This is a genomic window from Streptomyces virginiae, assembly GCF_040638905.1.
Classification (GTDB): Bacteria; Actinomycetota; Actinomycetes; order Streptomycetales; family Streptomycetaceae; genus Streptomyces; species Streptomyces virginiae_B.
Genome location: NZ_JBEZYV010000009.1, coordinates 75032 through 92747 on the forward strand (window position 1 = coordinate 75032; position 17716 = coordinate 92747).

A 17716-nucleotide genomic window follows, 5' to 3' on the forward strand; every position below is an offset into this window, starting at 1 on the left:
GGCAGTACACGCAGCGGAGGCGTCGGGGACGTTCCGTGCTCCGCCGCGCCGCCGTGCTGACCGTGCTCGCAGCGCTGACCGGCGCGCTGTTCCTCTGCGCGCGATCCGGTGATCCGGACGTATCCTCCGAGGCCCGGGCTCCGGGTGCGGCATACCGTGCGACGCACGGTGCGGAGCGCGCCGTCTGCGTGGCCCCGTACGACCTGCCCGGCTGCTCCCCCCTCGCGCACGTGACCCCGGCCGTGCTGCCCGTGCCGCCGCCCGCCGTGACCGTGACGGGCGGCGGTGGGCCGCTGCCCTGCGCCCCCACGAGGGCCGCGGGGCGGATCCGGCCGCCCGAGCCGCTGGCGCGCGCCCCCGACCTGCATGTTCTCCAGGTGCTGCGGACCTGACGGGTCCGGTTTTGCGTTCCGTCCACCCCCCTCATCAGAAGAAGGAACCAGGGCACATGGCCAGCAAGTCCGGCAGTACCCCCCAGCACACCGACCCGAACTCCCGCCAGGCGCGCATAGCCGAGATGCGCCGCGCCGAGAAGGCCCGGGAGCGTCGCAACAAGGCGATCGCGATCACCGTCTCGTCGGCCGTCGTCGTCGGTCTCGTCGGTTTCGGCGCGTGGGTGCTGATCGACCAGAAGCAGGCCGAGCAGCGCAAGCAGGAGGCCGCGGAGCAGCTCCGCAAGGAGGCCGAGGAGATCCGCAAGAAGCCGGTCGAGGGCGAGCAGCTCTGGGACGCGAAGAAGCTCGGCCGCAACCACGTCGAGACGCCGGTGAAGTACGAGATGAACCCGCCGGTCGGCGGTGACCACCACCCCCGCTGGATGAACTGCAACGGCGACGTCTACAAGACCCCGCTGCCCGAGGTGAACGCCGTCCACTCGCTGGAGCACGGCGCCGTCTGGGTGACGTACAACGAGAAGGCCGCCCCGGCCGACGTGGACAAGCTCGCCGCGACCGTCGGCAAGACCCCGTACACGCTGATGAGCCCGGTCAAGGAGCAGAGCGGCTCGATCATGCTGAGCGCGTGGGGCAAGCAGCTCACGGTGGACAGCGCGGACGACCCCCGGGTCAAGCAGTTCTTCACCAAGTACGTGCAGGGCGAGCAGACCCCGGAGCCGGGCGCGGCCTGCACGAACGGGTTGGCGGCCAAGTGAGCCGCGCGGTCCCCCGTACGTACTGGGTCGCGGGCACGGCCGTGCTGCTGGCGCTGCTGTTCGCGGCGGCGGCCACGGTCGCCGCGGCGAACGGCGGATCGGCGGCCCCGCCCGCGGCCGCGCCCCGGACGCCGGGACTGCACTCCCCCGACGCCGGCTTCGCCCGGGACATGGCGGTCCATCACCAGCAGGCGGTGGAGATGTCCTTCATCGTGCGGGACCGCACCCAGGACGAGGCGGTGCGCACCCTCGCCTACGACATCGCCAACACGCAGGCCAACCAGCGGGGCATGCTGCTCGGCTGGCTGGACCTGTGGGGACTGCCGAAGGTGGTGGCCGACGAGCCGCCGATGTCGTGGATGGGGAGCTCCGCGGGCCACGGCGGACACGCCGGGCACGGCCCCGCCAAGCCCGGCGCGCTGATGCCCGGCATGGCCACCAAGGAGGAGCTGGAGCAGCTCGGCGCCGCCTCCGGGCGGGACGCGGAAGTGCTCTTCCTCCAGCTGATGACCGACCACCACAAGGGCGGCGTGACGATGGCCGAGGGGTGCGCCCAGCAGTGCGGGACCCCCGTCGAGCGGGAGCTGGCGCAGGGGATGGTCGACGGGCAGCGCTCGGAGCTCACGCTGATGGCGGACATGCTCAAGCAGCGCGGAGCCACACCGCGCGGGTGACGGGACACGCTCGTACGGTGGGGAGAGGCGCCCTCTCACCCGTACGGGCGTGTGCTCCGCCGTTCGGGGCCCCGCCCGGGGCACCGTCCGGGTTCCCGTCCTGGGGCGGTCGGGTGGGCCGAACGGCCGCATTCCGGCGGGGGCGCCGGGCCGGGCGCGCCCGCACCCGGCCGTGAACGGCGCGCTCAGGAGGTTCGGTCATGACCACCGCCGCAGAGATCATGCACCCCGGGGCCCAGTGGATACCGGCGCACGAGACGGTCGACCGGGCCGCCGAGCTGATGGCCCGGCTCAATGTGGGTGCGCTGCCCATCAGCGACACCGAAGAGCGGTTGTGCGGGATCGTCACCGACCGCGACATCGTCGTGAACTGCGTGGCGAAGGGCCTGGACCCGTCGAAGATGACGTGCGGGGACATGGCCCGGGGCACTCCGCGCTGGATCGACGCCGACGCGGACGTGACCGCGGTGCTCGACGAGATGGAGAGCCACCAGATCAAGCGGCTGCCCGTGATCAAGGACAAGAGGCTGGTCGGGATGATCAGTGAGGCCGATCTGGCCCAGCACCTGTCCGAGGACCAGTTGGCCGGCTTCGTCGAGAAGGTCTACGCCCGGCGCTGACCAGGACCGGCACCCGGACCAGGGCCCGGCCCAGGACCAGGACCGGCCGGCCGGCCGTCCCGCCGCTTCCGCTCGCTCGTCTCCACGACCGCCCGGGCCACCTGGTCCGGGCGGTCGTGCATGACCAGGTGGCCGGCGGGCTCGGCGACCTCGAAGCGGGCGCCGAGCCCGTCGGCGAGGTCCGCCTGGCGGCCCAGCCAGCGCAGTGCGCCGCGGCCGGCCGATCCGTCGTGACCGGCGAGGACGGTGGCGGGGGCGGTCAGCGGGCGGGTCCGGCGCAGCGCCGCCAGTTCGGCGGCCATGTCCAGGTATCGGGAGTTCTCCAGCAGGGCGCCGCGCCAGACGCGGCCGGTGCGGTAGCAGCGGCGTACGAGGTCCCGCGCGGCCGGGTCGCCGCCGCCCGTGCGTGAGGCCCGTACGGTGGCCCGGCGGGCCGCGGGGCCCAGCGCGGCCGGCAGCCCCGCGGCGGTCACGGCCCGGCCGAGGGCGCGGGCCGCGGCGGTGCGCAGCGCGGCCGGCAGGAACGTACGGGGGTCCTCCTCGACGCTGGCGTCGAGGAGGACGAGGCCGGCGGTGCGGCGCGGGTACAGGCGGGCGAATCCCTCGGCGTGGAAGGCGGCGATCGAATGCCCGACGACGGTGACCGGGTCGGCGGCGGGCCCGCCGTACCCCAGCGCGTCGAGCAGGCCGGCGATCCGGTGGGCTTCCCCGGCGGTGGTGGGCGGTGCGGTGGCCGGGCCGCTGAGGCCGTGGCCGGGGCGGTCGAAGCGGACGACGGTGCGGCCCTCGGCGGCGAGCAGCGCGGCGACCGCGTCCCAGTCGAACCAGGCCATGGCCAGTCCGGCGCTCAGGACGCAGACGGGGCCCCGGCCCTCGACGAGGACGTGCAGCGCCGTTCCGTCGACGCGCACGAAAAGCCCCGTTCGGCCTGTTCGGCCCGTTCGACCTGTTCGGCCCGTTCGGCCCGTTCCTGCGCTTCGCGGGTTCGGCGGCTCGGGCGCGGTCATGTGCGGCGTTCCTTGTGGACGGAGTGGGCGAGCAGGCCCAGCCAGATCGCCACGAGCAGGACCTGCAACCGCTGACCGGCGCCCAGGGCCCAGGTGCCGCGTCCGGCGGTGAACATCGCGATGGAGGACAGGGTCCAGGCGGTGGCGAGCAGCTCCAGGGCGACCAGCGCGGGGCCGTAGCGGGCGAGCGGGGTGAACCAGCCGTAGCGGCGGGCGGCGACGGTCAGGGCCACCAGCCCCACGAGGGCCCCGGTCATGGCGAGGGTGCTGCTCACGGCGTGGGCCTGGTGGGTGGCGGGGACGAGCCCGGCGGTCTCGCGGGCGGCGCATTCGGGGTCCGCGGTGGGCGTGCAGCTCAGCGGGAGCCAGGCGTCGGCCGCGGTGGCCGCGCCGAAGAGGGTCACCCCGGCCCAGCCCACGACGGCCCAGATGCGGCGGGACTCGGCGTACTTCAGCAGCCGGATCAGGGCCAGCAGGCCTCCGGCGAAGGCGAACAGCCCGGCGGTGAAGTCGGTGGCCCGGAAGAGGCCGCCGAGCGGCTGGTCCTGGGCGGCGAGTTCGCTGACGTACGTCTCGATGGGGTTGAGGCCCGTGGAGAGGACGACTTCGAGCACCCACGCGGTGTAGGCCGCGCCGGCGAGGCCGATCAGGAGGGCGACCGGCCAGGCGGTGCGCTCCGTGAGCCCATGTGGGGACATAGTGTGACTGATCCTAGGCAGGCCCGGGGGCGATCCTCCGATCGGATACCCACCCCGGGTAGGGTTCCGGCCATGACGCGCAGGGCTCAGCGAGTCGCCCCGGGGCTTCAAGCTGCTGCTGCTCGCCGCGCTGCTGCTGGGCACCGTCACCATGCTGTCCCCGGGCCGTCCGACTGAGTCCCACGCCATGGAGGACGTGTCCGCGAGCCGCTGCGTTGCCTCGGCCGGGGCTCCCGGTGCGGCCGTGCGCGGTGGTGCTCACCACAGTCCGGCCGCCCTGCCGCAGATGCGGGGACCTGCCCGGGAACCGGCTCCGGAGCCGGCGAGGGCCGCCCGGGGCCGATGCGGCCCGCACACCGGGGTCCAGCGGGACCGCGGCCCGTACGCCCCGTGATCGTCGAGGACCCGAAGGAGCCGCTCTCCTACGACAAGGAGTGTTCGACGCCGACAACCCGGGGCTGCGGACGGCGCACTGCCGCACTGCCACGACGTCTGATCGGCTACCAGCCGTAGGGGCGGCCCGGGAGCGACCTGGGACCGCACGCGAATTCGGAAGGGCGTTCGCCACCGGCATGGCACCCTTGCTCTGATCACGACAGCCGCGACAAAGGACGCTTCCGCCGGTATGACCACCCCGCCGAACACGCCCAGCTCCCCCACCGGCCCGCCGACGGAACCGGCGGGCACGCCCGTTTCCGGGGCGGCCCCGATACCGGCGCCCGCGCAGCCGCTCTCGCTCGAAAAGACCCCCGCCGCCGAACCTGCCGAGGAACCCGCCGAACCTGCCGCCGAACCTGCCGCGGAGCCGGCCGGGCGGACCTCCGAACCGACCCCCGAGCCGGAAGCGGCCCGGCCCGCCGCCCCCGCGGGCCCCGCCGCCGAATCGGCTGCGACCCCCTCGGCGTTCGCCCCGCCCGCCCCCGCCCCCGCCCCTGCCTTCGCGACCCCGGCCGCGCCGTTCGGCGCGCCCACCGCTCCGGGTGCTCCCGGCCCCGGCGGCCCCGTGAACCCGTGGGGACAGCAGGCCGCCGGCTTCGGCGCCGCCCCGTACCCCGGCTACCCGCAGGCCGCCGCCCCGGCCACCAACGGCCTGGCCGTCGCCGCCCTGATCGTCGGCGGCTTCGGCATCATCTTCGGCTTCGTACCGTTGCTGTTCTGGCTCGGCGGCATCCTCGCCCTGATCGGCGTGGGCCTCGGCATCGGCGCCATCGCGCGCGCCAACAAGGGCGCCCCGAACAAGACGATGGCCATCGTCGGCACCGTTCTCGCCGGGGCGGGCATCCTCGCCTCCATCGGCGGCTTCTTCCTGACCGTCGCCGTCTTCGAGCGGGCCGCCGACCGCGTCGAGACGGGCATCGAGGACAACGAGCCGGACCTGGACGGCCTGTACCCCAGCGGGGGGCCCCGGCCCTCGGCGTCTCCCTCACCCTCCCAGGTCCCCGGCCTGACCAGCGCACTGCTGTTCGGCGAGACCTTCACGTACCCGAACGGCGTCAAGGTGAGCCTGTCGACGCCGAAGAAGTACGAGCCGAAGGGCATCATCGCCCGCGAGCAGGTCAAGAACGCGATCCAGCTCACGATCACCATCACCAACGGCTCGAACGCACCGCACGAGGTGATCTACGCCGTGCCCAACGTCCGCGACGACAAGGGCATGACGGCCGAGATGGTCTTCGACAGCGGCGGCGGGAGCAGCGTCCCGAAGATGGTGAAGGGATCGATCCTGCCGGGCGAATCCGCCAGCGGCGTCGTGGCGTTCGAGATCCCCGAGGGCACCAAGAGCATCACCGCGGACATCTCCGCCGGGACACTGCTCGACGACGTGAAGTACGTCGGCCCGATCGGCTGACACAGCCGTACGGCGGGCCCGGGCGGCACGCCGGAAACCCCGGAAACACGCGGGGCCCAGGACATCGCGTCAGAAAGACGATTAGACTGGGCCCCGTGCCTCAACTACGCCTCGCTCTGAATCAGATCGACTCGCACGTCGGCAACATCGCCGCCAACGCCGACTCGGTCGTCCACTGGACCCGGCACTCCGCCGAGCAGGGCGCCCACCTGGTGGCGTTCCCGGAGATGGTGCTGACCGGGTACCCCGTCGAGGACCTCGCCCTGCGCGGCTCCTTCGTCGAGGCCTCCCGCAGCGCACTGCGCGAACTCGCGGAGCGGCTGGCCGCCGAGGGGCTCGGCGAGCTGCCGGTCGTCGTCGGCTACCTCGACCGGAGCGAGAAGGCCGCGCCCCGCCTCGGGCGCCCGGCCGGCTCCCCGGAGAACGCGGCGGCCGTCCTGCACAGCGGCCGGGTGGTGCTCCGCTTCGCCAAGCACCACCTGCCCAACTACGGCGTGTTCGACGAGTTCCGGTACTTCGTGCCGGGCAACACGCAGCCGGTGATCCGCGTGCGCGGCGTCGACGTGGCCCTGGCCATCTGCGAGGACCTCTGGCAGGAGGGCGGCCGTGTCCCGGCCACCCGCTCCGCCGGGGCCGGGCTGCTGGTCTCGATCAACGCCTCACCGTACGAGCGGGACAAGGACGACGTACGCCTCGAACTGGTGCGCAAGCGCGCCCAGGAGGCCGGCTGCACCCTCGCGTACGTGGCGATGATCGGCGGCCAGGACGAGCTGGTCTTCGACGGCGACTCGATCGTCGTCGGCGCCGACGGCGAGGTCATCGCGCGCGCCCCGCAGTTCTCCGAGGGCTGCGTCCTGGTCGACCTCGACCTGCCGGCCGCCCGGGCGGACGCCCCCGAGGGCGTGGTCGACGACGGGCTGCGCATCGACCGCGTCGTGCTGTCCGCGGAGCCGGTGGAACCGTACGAGCCGGTCGTGCCCGGCGGCTACGCCGACCGGCTCGACGATGACGAGGAGGTCTACGACGCGCTGGTCGTCGGCCTGCGCGCGTACGTGAAGAAGAACGGGTTCCGCTCGGTCCTGATCGGGCTCTCCGGGGGCATCGACTCCGCGCTCGTCGCCGCCATCGCCTGCGACGCGATCGGCGCACAGAACGTGTACGGCGTCTCGATGCCCTCGAAGTACTCCTCGGAGCACTCCAAGGGCGACGCGGCCGACCTGGCGGAGCGCACCGGCCTGAACTTCCGCACCGTGCCGATCGAGCCGATGTTCGACGCCTACATGGGCTCGCTGGGCCTCACCGGCCTGGCCGAGGAGAACCTCCAGTCCCGGCTGCGCGGCACCATGCTGATGGCGGTCTCCAACCAGGAGGGCCACATCGTGCTGGCCCCCGGCAACAAGTCGGAGCTGGCCGTCGGCTACTCCACCCTGTACGGCGACTCGGCGGGCGCGTACGGCCCGATCAAGGACGTCTACAAGAGCGACGTATTCCGGCTCGCCCGGTACCGCAACCGGGCCGCCGCCGAGCGCGGCGAGACCCCGCCGATCCCGGAGAACTCGATCGTGAAGCCGCCGAGCGCCGAGCTGCGCCCGGGGCAGGTGGACACCGACTCGCTGCCGGACTATCCGGTGCTCGACGCCGTTCTCGCCCTGTACGTGGACCGGGACCACGGGCTGGACGAGATCGTGGCCGCCGGCTTCGACGCCGAGCTGGTCGCGAAGATCCTGCGGATGGTCGACACGGCCGAGTACAAGCGCCGCCAGTACCCGCCGGGTACGAAGATCTCCGCGAAGGGCTTCGGCAAGGACCGCCGGCTGCCGATCACGAACGGCTGGCGCGAGCAGGCGTAGGGACCGCGGGCAGGCAGGAACCGCGGCAGGCGCAGGAAGGGGCCTCACCACCGTCGTGGTGAGGCCCCTGGCGCGTTCCGGGTGCGCCGCTACTTGTGGACCTGCAGCCGCGCGGCGACCGGCAGGTGGTCGCTGCCCGTGCGGGGCAGGGTCCAGGACGCCTCGGGCCGGATCCCGCGGACCATGATCTGGTCGATGCGGGCCATCGGGAACTGCGCGGGCCAGCTGAAGCCGAAGCCGTCGCCCGCCGCGCCCTGGGTGGAGCGCATCTGCGAGGTGACCTCGGACAGGGCGCGGTCGTTCATGGTGCCGTTCAGGTCGCCGAGGAGGACGACCTTCTTCAGGGGCTCGGCGGCGAGCGCGGCGCCCAGCGCGTCGGCGCTGTCGTCGCGCTGGTTGGCGGTGAAGCCGGCGTTCAGCTTGACGCGGACCGAGGGCAGGTGGGCGACGAAGGCCGCGACGTCGCCCTGGGGGGTGGCGACGGTGGCCCGCATGGCCCGGGTCCAGCCCATCCGGATGTCGACGGGCGCGCTGCCGCTCAGCGGGTACTTGCTCCACAGCCCGACGGTGCCCTCGACCGAGTGGTACTTGTACGTGCTCGCCAGGGCCTTCTCGTAGACGGGGACGACCCCGCCCTTGAGCTCGGTGAGGGCCAGGACGTCGGCCCCGGAGCGGGCGACCGAGGCGGCGGTGCCGCGCGGGTCGGGGTTGTCGGCGTCGACGTTGTGGGTGGCGACGACGAGGTTGCCGCCGGTGCCCGACTTGTCGAAGACCAGACCGCCGAAGAGGTTCAGCCAGACCACCGCGGCCAGCACGACCGCGATCAGCGCGGTGGCCGACCGCCGCAGGACTGCGCCGCCCAGCAGGACCGGGACGGCCAGGCCCAGCCAGGGCAGGAAGGTCTCGGTGAGGCTGCCGAGGTTGCCGACGTCGTTGGGCAGCTCGGCGTGGAAGATCATGATCAGCGACAGCAGTGCCGCGATCGACGCCAGCACCCATCCGCGCCGCCAGATCCCGGGGTCCCCGCCCAGTTCGGCCAACCGGCGCACGAAGCGGGGCTCGGAGGGCTCGGGCTCCGAGCCGCCGTTCCCCGATTCCGTCCTGTACGCCTGTGCCATGCCACTGCCCTCACTGCCGTGCTCGCGCTCCGTCCCCGCCCCTTGACCCTAGGCGATGAAGCGGAGCCTTCCGTGCCGTATGTCACGACCGTCCGTCACGGTCGCACGTACGGGAGGACGAACGGCTGAACGCAAGGGGTTCCGCTTGTCACGAAACGCGCACATTGGCGCCACCGGACCGGCGGGCCCTGCGGACCACTTCCGCCCACGCCCCCGGGGATGCCACCATGGTGGGTGAGTCCGGGGACACCGTGAGGGTGCCTCGAGATGACACAAGGAGCAGTTGCAATGACGCACGCCGTTTCGCCTGCCCGCGAACCCGCAGCCGCCGCCTCCCCCACCCTGTACGGAGGCACGGGCACCCGGCGCATCACCGTCCGCGACCTGACCCTCGCCAAGGAACGCGGCGAGAAGTGGCCCATGCTCACCGCCTACGACGCGATGACCGCTTCCGTCTTCGACGAGTCCGGCATCCCGGTCATCCTCGTCGGCGACTCGATGGGCAATTGCCACCTCGGTTTCGACTCCACCGTCCCGGTGACGATGGACCACATGACCATGCTGTCGGCGGCCGTCGTGCGCGGCACCAGCCGTGCGCTGGTCATCGGCGACATGCCGTTCGGCTCGTACCAGGAAGGCCCCGTGCAGGCGCTCCGCAGCGCGACGCGCCTGGTCAAGGAGGCCGGAGTGGGCGCCGTGAAGCTGGAGGGCGGCGAGCGTTCGCTGGCCCAGACCGAGCTGATCGTGCAGTCGGGCATCCCCGTCATGTCCCACCTGGGTCTGACCCCGCAGTCGGTCAACGCCATGGGCTACCGGGTGCAGGGCCGCGGCGACGAGGCCGCGCACCAGCTGCTGCGCGACGCGAAGGCCGCGCAGGACGCGGGCGCCTTCGCGGTGGTGCTGGAGCTCGTCCCGGCCGAGCTGGCCGCCGAGGTCACCCGGTCCCTGCACATCCCGACGGTCGGCATCGGCGCCGGCGCGGAGTGCGACGCGCAGGTCCTGGTGTGGACCGACATGATGGGCCTGACCGGCGGGAAGATGCCCAAGTTCGTCAAGCAGTACGCGAAGCTGCGCGAGACGATGACCGACGCGGCGAAGGCCTTCGCCGAGGACGTCGTCGGCGGAACCTTCCCGCAGGAGCAGCACGCGTTCCACTGAAGCGCCCCGTGAAGCGCCCCGCGAAGCGCCCCGCTGACGTGGGGTGACCGCTCCGACAGCCCGCCGACCGCGCGTCGGCGGGCTGTCGTATGTCTGTCGTACGTTTGTCGGTCGCCTGTCGGTGCTTTGTCAGTGGCGCCTGGTCCCATGGTGGGCATGACGCGAAACGACAAGAACCCCAACGCCGTGGAGGTGCGGGGGCTGGTCAAGCACTACGGCGAGACCAAGGCCCTCGACGGTGTCGACCTGGATGTCCGTGAGGGCACGGTCCTCGGGGTCCTCGGGCCCAACGGCGCCGGCAAGACCACGCTGGTGCGCTGCCTCTCCACCCTGGTCGTCCCCGACGCGGGGACGGCGACCGTCGCCGGCTTCGACGTGGTCCGCCAGCCGCGGCAGCTGCGCCGCACGATCGGCCTGACCGGCCAGTACGCCTCGGTCGACGAGAAGCTCTCCGGCTGGGAGAACCTCTACATGATCGGGCGGCTGCTCGACCTCTCCCGCAAGGACGCCCGCCTCCGCGCGGACGAGATGCTGGAGCGCTTCTCCCTGACCGAGGCGGCGAAGAAGGCCGCCATGAACTACTCCGGCGGCATGCGCCGCCGGCTCGACCTGGCCGCCTCCCTGATCGGCCGCCCGGCCGTGATCTACCTGGACGAGCCGACCACCGGTCTCGACCCGCGCACCCGCAACGAGGTGTGGGACGAGGTCCAGCGCCTGGTCGCGGAGGGCGCCACCGTGCTGCTCACCACGCAGTACATGGAGGAGGCCGAGCAGCTCGCGAGCGAGCTGACGGTCATCGACCGCGGCAAGGTCATCGCCAGGGGCAAGGTCGACGAGCTGAAGGCCCGCGTCGGCGGCCGCACCCTGAAGGTCCGTCCCGTGTCCTCCTCGGACCTGCCGGGCATGGCCCGCTCGCTGGCCGAGGCCGGACTGGACGGCGTGGCCGGCTCCCAGGCCGTGCCGGACGAGGGCGTGCTCCTCGTACCGATCCTGAGCGACGAGCAGCTGACCGCCGTGGTCGGCCTGCTGGCCGCCCGCGGGTACGCGATCGCCGACCTCGGCACCTACCTGCCCAGCCTCGACGAGGTGTTCCTGGCCATCACCGGCCAGAAGCCCACCCTCGTCGAGGACTCCGTCCCCACCGAGAAGACCGAGGAGGTCGCGGCATGAGCACCGTAACCACGACGAAGCCCGCGCCCACCGCGCCCGGTCAGCCCTCGGTGGCCGCCCCGCGCGGGGAGGGCCGGATCGGCCTGCGGGCCAACCTGCGGCACATCGGCGCCCTGGTGCGCCGCAACGCCCTGCAGATCAAGCAGGACCCGGAGTCGATGTTCGACGTCCTGTTCATGCCGATCATCTTCACGCTGCTGTTCGTGTTCGTCTTCGGCGGCGCCGTCTCCGGCAAGGGCAACCAGAGCCAGTACGTCAGCTACCTGGTCCCGGGCCTCATGGCCATGATGGGCATGAACATCGCCATGGCGGTGGGCACCGGGGTCAACGACGACTTCAAGAAGGGCGTGATGGACCGGTTCCGGTCCATGCCGATCGCCCGATCGTCCGTACTCCTCGCCAAGATCGTCGTCGAGATCGGCCGGATGCTCGTCGCCATCGCGATCCTGCTGGGCATGGGCTTCATCCTGGGCCTGACGATCAAGGGCTCGATCGTGGACCTGTTCCTGTCCATCGGCCTGTCGGTGGTCTTCGGCGCCTCGCTCATGTGGATCTTCATTCTGCTGGGTCTCACCCTGAGCTCCGCGCAGGCCGTCCAGGGCATGGCCATGATGGTCCTCATGCCGCTCCAGTTCGGCAGCTCCATCTTCGCCATGCCGTCCACGATGCCGGGCTGGCTGCAGACCTTCACGGACTACAACCCGCTGTCGAACCTGGCGGACGCGGCCCGGGCCCTGATCAACGGGACGCCCGTGGGTGATTCGGTGTGGATGACGCTGGCCTGGTCGCTGGTTATCACGGCGGTCACCATGCCGCTCGCGGTGCGCAAGTTCCGCCAGAAGACCTGACCCGGGGACCGGTCCACTCCGGATCGCGTCCCGGACGGGCACCGGCCGGGAGCCGGGTCAGATGAGGGCGGTGGCCTCCTCCAGGGTGAGGCCGCCGCCTTCGGCGTACGCCGCCTCGTAGGCGGTGTCGCCGAGCGCCGACCGCGCCAGCTTCTCGGCGAGGGCGAAGTCCTCGCGTTCCGTGGTCACCGGGAAGTGGTCGGGCGGCAGCAGGGCTCGGTAGGCGCCGAGCAGCCGGGCGCCGTCGTACTCCCGCCGCGGGCCGCCGGGCGACACGAGGGAGACGGCCGCCGTCAGCAGGAAGGTGGCGGGCAGGTGCGGGGCGACCATCAGCGCCAGCGGGTGCCGGAAGGCGGCCGCGGCGTTCCGGATGCCCTGCAGGGCGTCCTCGTAGCGGCCGTCCTGGTTGTCCAGCCAGGCCGACGTGGCCAGCAGGAACACGTCGAAGATGGCGTAGGCGCCGTAGGCGAACTCCTCGCGCAGCACCTGGATCTGGACGCGGGCCTCGGCGATCCGGCCGGTACGGCCGAGGATGCCCGCGAGGAACATCCGGGCCGCGGGCATCGCCTCGTTGCCGAACCGCTGCACCGTGGCGGTGATCTCGTTGAGGATCCGCTCGGCCTCCGCCATTTCGCCGTTCTCGGTGAGCGTCCCGGCCATCCGGACGCGCAACACCGTCACCTGCGCCTTCGCACCGAGGCGTTCGGCGTGGGCGATCGCCTCGCGGTAGTCGCGGGCGGCCAGGGCGTGCTCGCCGCGCCGCTCCCGGGACTCGGCGCGGGCGGACAGCGCCTCCGCGCAGCCCCAGTCGTCGCCCAGTTCCCGGAAGAGCTCCAGGCTCTCGTCGGCGTCGCGGGAGGCGTCGCCCGCCCAGTCGGCGCGGTTGGCGAGGATGTTGGCGCGCAGCTGGAGCGCGGAGGCGAGCTCCCAGCGGTAGCCGAGCGCACGGGTGGTGGCCACGGTCGCGTCGACGACCTGTTTGAGCAGCCCGGCGTCGCCCGCGATCATGACGGCGTAGATCCACAGGGAGGCCGGCGTGCGGCAGGTCTGCGGGAGTCCGGGCCGGTAGGTGGCGATCACCCCGTCGACCAGGGCCCGGACCTCGGGGTCGTCCCAGTCCTTGTTGGTCTGGTCCCGCGCCGCCAGCCGGACCAGGTGCAGGGCGCGCCAGGCCTCGGCGAGCACCTCACCGGTGTAGGGCGGCGGCGCGTCCACGAGCTGCCCGTACACCGGCTCGGCGGGGACGACCGGGGCCACGAAGGGGTTGGGTCCGAGCGTGGCGACCGCCTCCGCCCAGTGCCGGGACTCGGTCCGCTGGTCGTGCAGGTGCCAGTACCAGCCCAGGGAGTGGACCAGGCACAGCGCCTCGTCCGCGTCCCGGGTGGTGACGGCCCGGCGCAGGGCCGTACGGAGGTTCTCGTACTCGGTGGCGAGCAGCTCCGCCGCCTCGCGCTGGCGGCGACCGCGGAGCAGGGGGTCGCTGGTCCGGGCGAGCTCGCGGTAGTGGACGAGGTGGCGGTGGGCGGTTTCCTCGCGGTCGCCGCCGGCTTCGCCGAGGCGCTCGGCGGCGTACTCGCCGACCGTCTCCAGGAGGCGGTAGCGCATGCCGGAGGCGCCGGGGCCGGGGGCGGCGACGACGAGGGACTTGTCGACGAGGGAGCCGAGGGTGTCGGCGACGTCGAAGGCGGCGTCCCGGTCGGCGTCACCGTCGGCGTCCCCGTCGGCGCAGACGGCTTCGGCGGCGGCGAGGTCGCAGCCGCCGGCGAAGACGGACAGGCGGCGCAGGACGGTCCGCTCGGCCTCGTCGAGGAGGCCCCAGGACCAGTCGACGACGGCCCGCAGGGTCTGCTGGCGCGGCAGGACGGTACGGGCGCCGCTGGTCAGCAGCCGGAAACGGTCGTCGAGCCGGTCCGCGATCTGCCGCGGGGTCAGCAGCCGCAGCCGGGCCGCGGCCAGCTCGATGGCGAGCGGCAGCCCGTCGAGACGGCGGCAGATCTCCGCGGCGGCGGCCGGGTCCTCGTCCACGGTGAATCCGGCGCGGGCCGCCGCCCCGCGGTCGCCGAGCAGGCGCAGCGCGATCGGGTCGGGCAGCGGTTCGACGGGGCGCAGGGACTCCCCGGGCACGCCGAGGGGTTCGCGGCTGGTGGCCAGGATCTGGACGCCCGGGCAGTGGGTGAGGAGGCGTTCGGTGAGCTCGGCGGCGGCCTCGACGACGTGCTCGCAGTTGTCGAGCACGAGCAGCAGGCTGCGGTGGGCGCAGTGCTCGACGAGGCGGGTGGCGGGGTCGTCGCCCTTGCGGTCGGTCAGCGCCCGCAGTTCCTCGGCGGCGGCGCCGCGCAGCTTGGTCTCCCGTGCGCCGACCGCGGCGAGGGTGGCCTCGGCGACGTCCTCCGGGTCGTCGACGGGGGCCAGCTCGACGAGCCACACGCCGTCGGGCCAGCCGCCGCGTGGCGCGTGCGCCTCGGCGGCCTCCTGCGAGAGCCGGGTCTTGCCGGCGCCGCCGGGTCCGAGGAGCGTGACGAGCCGCGCCCGCGCGAGATCGTCCCCGATGACGCGGATGTCGTCCTCCCGGCCGACGAAGGTGGTCAGCCGCGCCCGCAGGTTGCCGTTGCCGTTGCCGTTGCCCTGGCCGGGCGGGGCGGGGGCGGTTGCGGGGGCGGGCGCGGATCCGGTGCCCCTGCCCGCACCGGGCCCGGTCTGCGGGCCGGGGGCCGGGGAGGCGGGACCGCGGCCGCCGGCCGCCCCGTGGCCCGGGCCCGGGGCCGTGCCATAGGCCGGGGCCGTGCCATGGGCCGGGGCCGGGCCATAGCCCGAGGCCGTGCCGTGGCTCGGGGCCTGGGCATGGGCCTGGCCCTGGGCATGGCCCTGGCCCTGGGCATGGGCCTGGCCCTGGGCATGGGCCTGACCCTGGGCATGGGCCTGACCCTGGGCATGGGCCTGACCCTGGGCCGTGCCATGGCCCGGGGCCGTGCCGTGGGCCATGGCCGGGCCATGGGCCGGGGCCGGGCCATGGGCCGGGGCCGTGCCATAGCCCGAGGCCGTGCCGTGGCTCGGGGCCTGGGCATGGGCCATGGCCGGGCCATGGGCCGGGGCCGGGTCCGTGCCGTGGCTCGGGGCCGGGGCCTGACCCTGGGCATGGGCATGGGCATGGGCCTGACCCTCGGCCGTGCCATGGCCCGGGGCCATGCCGTGGGTCGGGGCCGGGGAGCGGTCCGGGGCGTCGGCCGGGTGTTCCGGGCCGGCGGGTGCGAACCTCGGCCCCGCAGCCGCCGACCAGGTCATCGGGGCGGGATCCGCCGGGTCCAGGAGTTCGGCGTGGAGAGCGCGCAGGGCCGGTCCGGGGTCCGTGCCGAGCCGGTCGGCCAGGTCCCGGCGTACCTCGTCGTAGGCGGACAGGGCCTCCGCCGGGCGGCCCGCGTCGCGCAGGGCCCGGATCCGCAGTGCCTGGAGCGGCTCGTCCAGCGGCTGCCGCGCACACAGCGCGGTCAGCTCCGGCAGGCACTGCTCGGGCCGGCCCAGGGCCAGGGCCGCCGTGAGCCGGCCCCGGCGCGCGTCCATCCGTACGGCCTCCCAGCGCGCGGCCTCCGCGGCCGGGTCGGGCAGGTCCGCGAGAGCCGGGCCGCGCCACAGGGCGAGGGCCTCCTCGTACAGGGCGGCGGCCTCGGCCGGGTCCCGCGCCTCGGCGCCGGCCCGGGCCAGCCGCTCGAAGCGGTACAGGTCGACGTCCTCCCGCTCGGCGGCCAGCTGGTAGCCGCCCTCGGCGGACAGTACGGCCGTGTGCCCCAGCGCCCGGCGCAGCCGGCCGACCAGTGCCTGCAGGGCGGCCACGGCGTCCGCCGGCGGGTCGGCGTCCCACACCTCGTCGACCAGCAGCCGCACCGGCACCACCCGCCCCGGGCGCAGCGCGAGCGCCGTCAGGAGCGCACGCAGGCGTGCCCCGCCGACGGTTACGGGGGTCCCGTCGTCGCGGTGGGCCTGGGCGGAGCCGAGAATCGCATAACGCACCGGCCCATTGTCCCCGGACCCCGGCTCGGCCCCGAACCGTTTTCCGTACGCGGCCCGGGATAGGTTTCCCCGCATGGGTCATCAGGGTGCCCGCCACGAGCGGCGGATCAGTTCGGTATTCCTCGGCATCTTCGCCGTCATGGCCGTCACGGGCTGGGCGGTGTGGACGGGGTACTCGACGAGCACCGGGCTCGCGGTGTTCCTCTTCGTGACGTCGGCGTGGATCGTCTCCCTCTGCCTGCACGAGTACGCGCACGCCCGGACCGCCCTGCACGGCGGCGACCTCACGGTCGGCGCCAAGGGCTACCTGACGCTGAACCCGCTCAAGTACACGCACGCGCTGCTCAGCATCGTCCTTCCGGTGGTCTTCGTGATCCTGGGTGGGATCGGTCTGCCGGGCGGCGCCGTCTTCATCGAGCGGGACCGGATCCAGGGCCGCTGGAAGCACAGCCTGATCTCGGCGGCGGGCCCGCTCACGAACGTGGTCTTCGCGGTCGTCTGCACGGCGCCGTTCTGGCTGGACGCGCTGGACGGGGTACCGCTCGCCTTCCGCTACGCCCTGGGCTTTCTCGCGATGCTCCAGGTGACGGCGGCGATCCTGAACTTCCTGCCGGTGCCGGGCCTCGACGGCTACGGGGTGATCGAGCCCTGGCTGTCGTACCGGGTGCGGCGCGAGGTGGAGCCGCTGGCGCCGTTCGGCCTGATCGCCGTCTTCGCGCTGCTGTGGATCCCGGCGGTCAACGCCGTCTTCTTCGACGCGGTGGACGGCGTGCTGTCGGCGCTGGGCGTGTCGGACCTGGAGACCTACTGCGGCCGCGACCTCTACCGCTTCTGGCAGGAGGGCACCGGCCTGTGCGAGGTCCCGCAGGACTGAGGGCTGCGGACCTCAACAGTCGGCGATCATGAACGTCGCCGACATACGGACGGAATGGAGCCATGGGAAACCTGGAGATGAGCACCGGCGACATGCGGGTCGTCATCCGGCTGCTGACGGCGGTGGAGCGGACGCCCGAACAGGACCGCGTCCTGGCCGTCGCGCGGGAGCGGTGCGCCCGGATCGACGCCCGCCTCGACGACCACGGCATCACACTGGGCGTGCCGGTCGCCCAGGCGCTGGAGGAACTGCTGGCCGACGGCCCCAGCACGGACATGGGGCCCGGCTACAGGTACGCCTTCCAGGCGCTGGTGGCGGTGAACTTCTCCGACACCTACGACCTCGGCCACTGGCGGCGGCCCTCCTGGTTCCACACCGTCGACGAGGAGATGACCCGCCACGGGGTCCCGGCCGACCTGGCGCCCGCCGCGCTCCTCTTCTCCGGCCCGCCGATCCGCCTCCCGCACCCGGGCGACGTCCTCCCGTCCATGGGCACCTTCCCGGCCTCCCGGGCCGCGGAGCTGGTCCGGGCGTACGAGGCGGTCCTGGACCGCCTCGACCCCGAGGTGCGCGAGACGGCGGAAGTGCTCCTGGGGCCCATGCGGGTCGAGGCCGAGGAGTGGGAGCGGACGAAGAGGGCGGGCCGCACCGAGGACACCGTCTTCTTCTGGCTGCACTGAGCGGCGGCGGCCGCC

15 protein-coding genes are annotated in these 17716 nt (G+C 73.4%); 11 read left to right on the plus strand and 4 right to left on the minus strand.

The features are described 5' to 3' along the window. The first annotated feature begins 35 nt into the window (after positions 1-35). From AB0F82_RS15130 to AB0F82_RS15145, 4 genes are all read left to right on the plus strand, one after another. The gene (locus AB0F82_RS15130; protein WP_356815701.1) at positions 36-392 is read left to right on the plus strand and encodes a hypothetical protein; all 357 of its coding nucleotides are present in this window, start codon (positions 36-38) and stop codon (positions 390-392) included. 56 nt (positions 393-448) lie between these two features. Then, entirely contained in the window at positions 449-1150 is a 702-nt protein-coding gene (locus AB0F82_RS15135) for a DUF3105 domain-containing protein (protein ID WP_362627302.1), read from the plus strand. Then, positions 1147-1824 (plus strand): DUF305 domain-containing protein, encoded by a 678-nt coding sequence (locus AB0F82_RS15140; RefSeq protein WP_356815704.1) that lies wholly within the window; start codon positions 1147-1149, stop codon positions 1822-1824. The genes AB0F82_RS15135 and AB0F82_RS15140 overlap by 4 nt, the downstream gene beginning before the upstream one ends. Before the next feature lie 200 nt (positions 1825-2024). Next, the gene (locus AB0F82_RS15145; RefSeq protein WP_362627305.1) at positions 2025-2444 is read left to right on the plus strand and encodes a CBS domain-containing protein; all 420 of its coding nucleotides are present in this window, start codon (positions 2025-2027) and stop codon (positions 2442-2444) included. On the opposite strand, the gene AB0F82_RS15150 is transcribed toward AB0F82_RS15145, so the two are convergent. Together AB0F82_RS15150 and AB0F82_RS15155 are read right to left on the minus strand one after the other, a co-directional pair. Then, positions 2429-3355, minus strand: coding sequence for an alpha/beta fold hydrolase (locus AB0F82_RS15150; protein ID WP_362627308.1), 927 nt, complete (start codon positions 3353-3355; stop codon positions 2429-2431). The two genes, AB0F82_RS15145 and AB0F82_RS15150, sit on opposite strands and share 16 nt — an antisense overlap. Positions 3356-3447: 92 nt before the next feature. Continuing rightward, positions 3448-4149 (minus strand): DUF998 domain-containing protein, encoded by a 702-nt coding sequence (locus tag AB0F82_RS15155; protein ID WP_356814200.1) that lies wholly within the window; start codon positions 4147-4149, stop codon positions 3448-3450. A gap of 625 nt (positions 4150-4774) precedes the next feature. Here AB0F82_RS15155 and AB0F82_RS15160 point away from each other — a divergent pair. Next, on the plus strand, positions 4775-5998 hold the full coding sequence (locus tag AB0F82_RS15160; protein ID WP_362627311.1) for a DUF4190 domain-containing protein: 1224 nt from the start codon (positions 4775-4777) through the stop codon (positions 5996-5998). Positions 5999-6093: 95 nt separating this feature from the next. After that, on the plus strand, positions 6094-7848 hold the full coding sequence (locus AB0F82_RS15165; protein WP_362627314.1) for an NAD+ synthase: 1755 nt from the start codon (positions 6094-6096) through the stop codon (positions 7846-7848). A gap of 89 nt (positions 7849-7937) precedes the next feature. Here the strand turns inward: AB0F82_RS15165 and AB0F82_RS15170 are convergent, their stop codons facing one another. Further along, positions 7938-8966 (minus strand): endonuclease/exonuclease/phosphatase family protein, encoded by a 1029-nt coding sequence (locus tag AB0F82_RS15170; RefSeq protein ID WP_362627316.1) that lies wholly within the window; start codon positions 8964-8966, stop codon positions 7938-7940. Positions 8967-9254: 288 nt separating this feature from the next. Here AB0F82_RS15170 and panB point away from each other — a divergent pair, with 288 nt between their 5' ends. The 3 genes from panB (at position 9255) to AB0F82_RS15185 (ending at position 12142) form a co-directional block, all read left to right on the plus strand. Continuing rightward, on the plus strand, positions 9255-10124 hold the full coding sequence (gene panB, locus AB0F82_RS15175) for a 3-methyl-2-oxobutanoate hydroxymethyltransferase (RefSeq protein ID WP_030832402.1): 870 nt from the start codon (positions 9255-9257) through the stop codon (positions 10122-10124). 147 nt (positions 10125-10271) lie between these two features. Continuing rightward, positions 10272-11294, plus strand: a complete 1023-nt coding sequence (locus tag AB0F82_RS15180) for an ATP-binding cassette domain-containing protein (protein ID WP_436842096.1) — start codon at positions 10272-10274, stop codon at positions 11292-11294. Next, complete coding sequence (locus AB0F82_RS15185; protein WP_362627323.1) at positions 11291-12142, plus strand: ABC transporter permease; 852 nt, start codon at positions 11291-11293, stop codon at positions 12140-12142. Before AB0F82_RS15180 ends, AB0F82_RS15185 begins: the two co-directional genes overlap by 4 nt. Before the next feature lie 57 nt (positions 12143-12199). Here the strand turns inward: AB0F82_RS15185 and AB0F82_RS15190 are convergent, their stop codons facing one another. Continuing rightward, positions 12200-16147 carry a BTAD domain-containing putative transcriptional regulator gene (locus AB0F82_RS15190; RefSeq protein ID WP_362627326.1) on the minus strand — a complete coding sequence of 1316 codons (3948 nt, stop codon included), beginning with the start codon at positions 16145-16147 and terminating at the stop codon, positions 12200-12202. A gap of 73 nt (positions 16148-16220) precedes the next feature. Here AB0F82_RS15190 and AB0F82_RS15195 point away from each other — a divergent pair, with 73 nt between their 5' ends. Then, on the plus strand, positions 16221-17021 hold the full coding sequence (locus AB0F82_RS15195; RefSeq protein ID WP_356814210.1) for a site-2 protease family protein: 801 nt from the start codon (positions 16221-16223) through the stop codon (positions 17019-17021). A 62-nt stretch (positions 17022-17083) separates the two neighbouring features. Continuing rightward, the gene (locus tag AB0F82_RS15200; RefSeq protein ID WP_362627329.1) at positions 17084-17701 is read left to right on the plus strand and encodes a DUF7691 family protein; all 618 of its coding nucleotides are present in this window, start codon (positions 17084-17086) and stop codon (positions 17699-17701) included. The last annotated feature ends 15 nt before the right edge of the window (positions 17702-17716 follow it).

Excerpts from the sequence above, each read along its gene's own strand:
- AB0F82_RS15135 (WP_362627302.1), top strand. The coding sequence starts at position 449 with ATGGCCAGCAAGTCCGGCAGTACCCCCCAGCACACCGACCCGAACTCC.
- AB0F82_RS15145 (WP_362627305.1), top strand. The coding sequence starts at position 2,025 with ATGACCACCGCCGCAGAGATCATGCACCCCGGGGCCCAGTGGATACCG.
- AB0F82_RS15155 (WP_356814200.1), bottom strand. The coding sequence starts at position 4,149 with ATGTCCCCACATGGGCTCACGGAGCGCACCGCCTGGCCGGTCGCCCTC.
- AB0F82_RS15160 (WP_362627311.1), top strand. The coding sequence starts at position 4,775 with ATGACCACCCCGCCGAACACGCCCAGCTCCCCCACCGGCCCGCCGACG.
- AB0F82_RS15170 (WP_362627316.1), bottom strand. The coding sequence starts at position 8,966 with ATGGCACAGGCGTACAGGACGGAATCGGGGAACGGCGGCTCGGAGCCC.
- panB (WP_030832402.1), top strand. The coding sequence starts at position 9,255 with ATGACGCACGCCGTTTCGCCTGCCCGCGAACCCGCAGCCGCCGCCTCC.
- AB0F82_RS15180 (WP_436842096.1), top strand. The coding sequence starts at position 10,272 with ATGGTGGGCATGACGCGAAACGACAAGAACCCCAACGCCGTGGAGGTG.
- AB0F82_RS15185 (WP_362627323.1), top strand. The coding sequence starts at position 11,291 with ATGAGCACCGTAACCACGACGAAGCCCGCGCCCACCGCGCCCGGTCAG.
- AB0F82_RS15195 (WP_356814210.1), top strand. The coding sequence starts at position 16,221 with ATGGGTCATCAGGGTGCCCGCCACGAGCGGCGGATCAGTTCGGTATTC.
- AB0F82_RS15200 (WP_362627329.1), top strand. The coding sequence starts at position 17,084 with ATGGGAAACCTGGAGATGAGCACCGGCGACATGCGGGTCGTCATCCGG.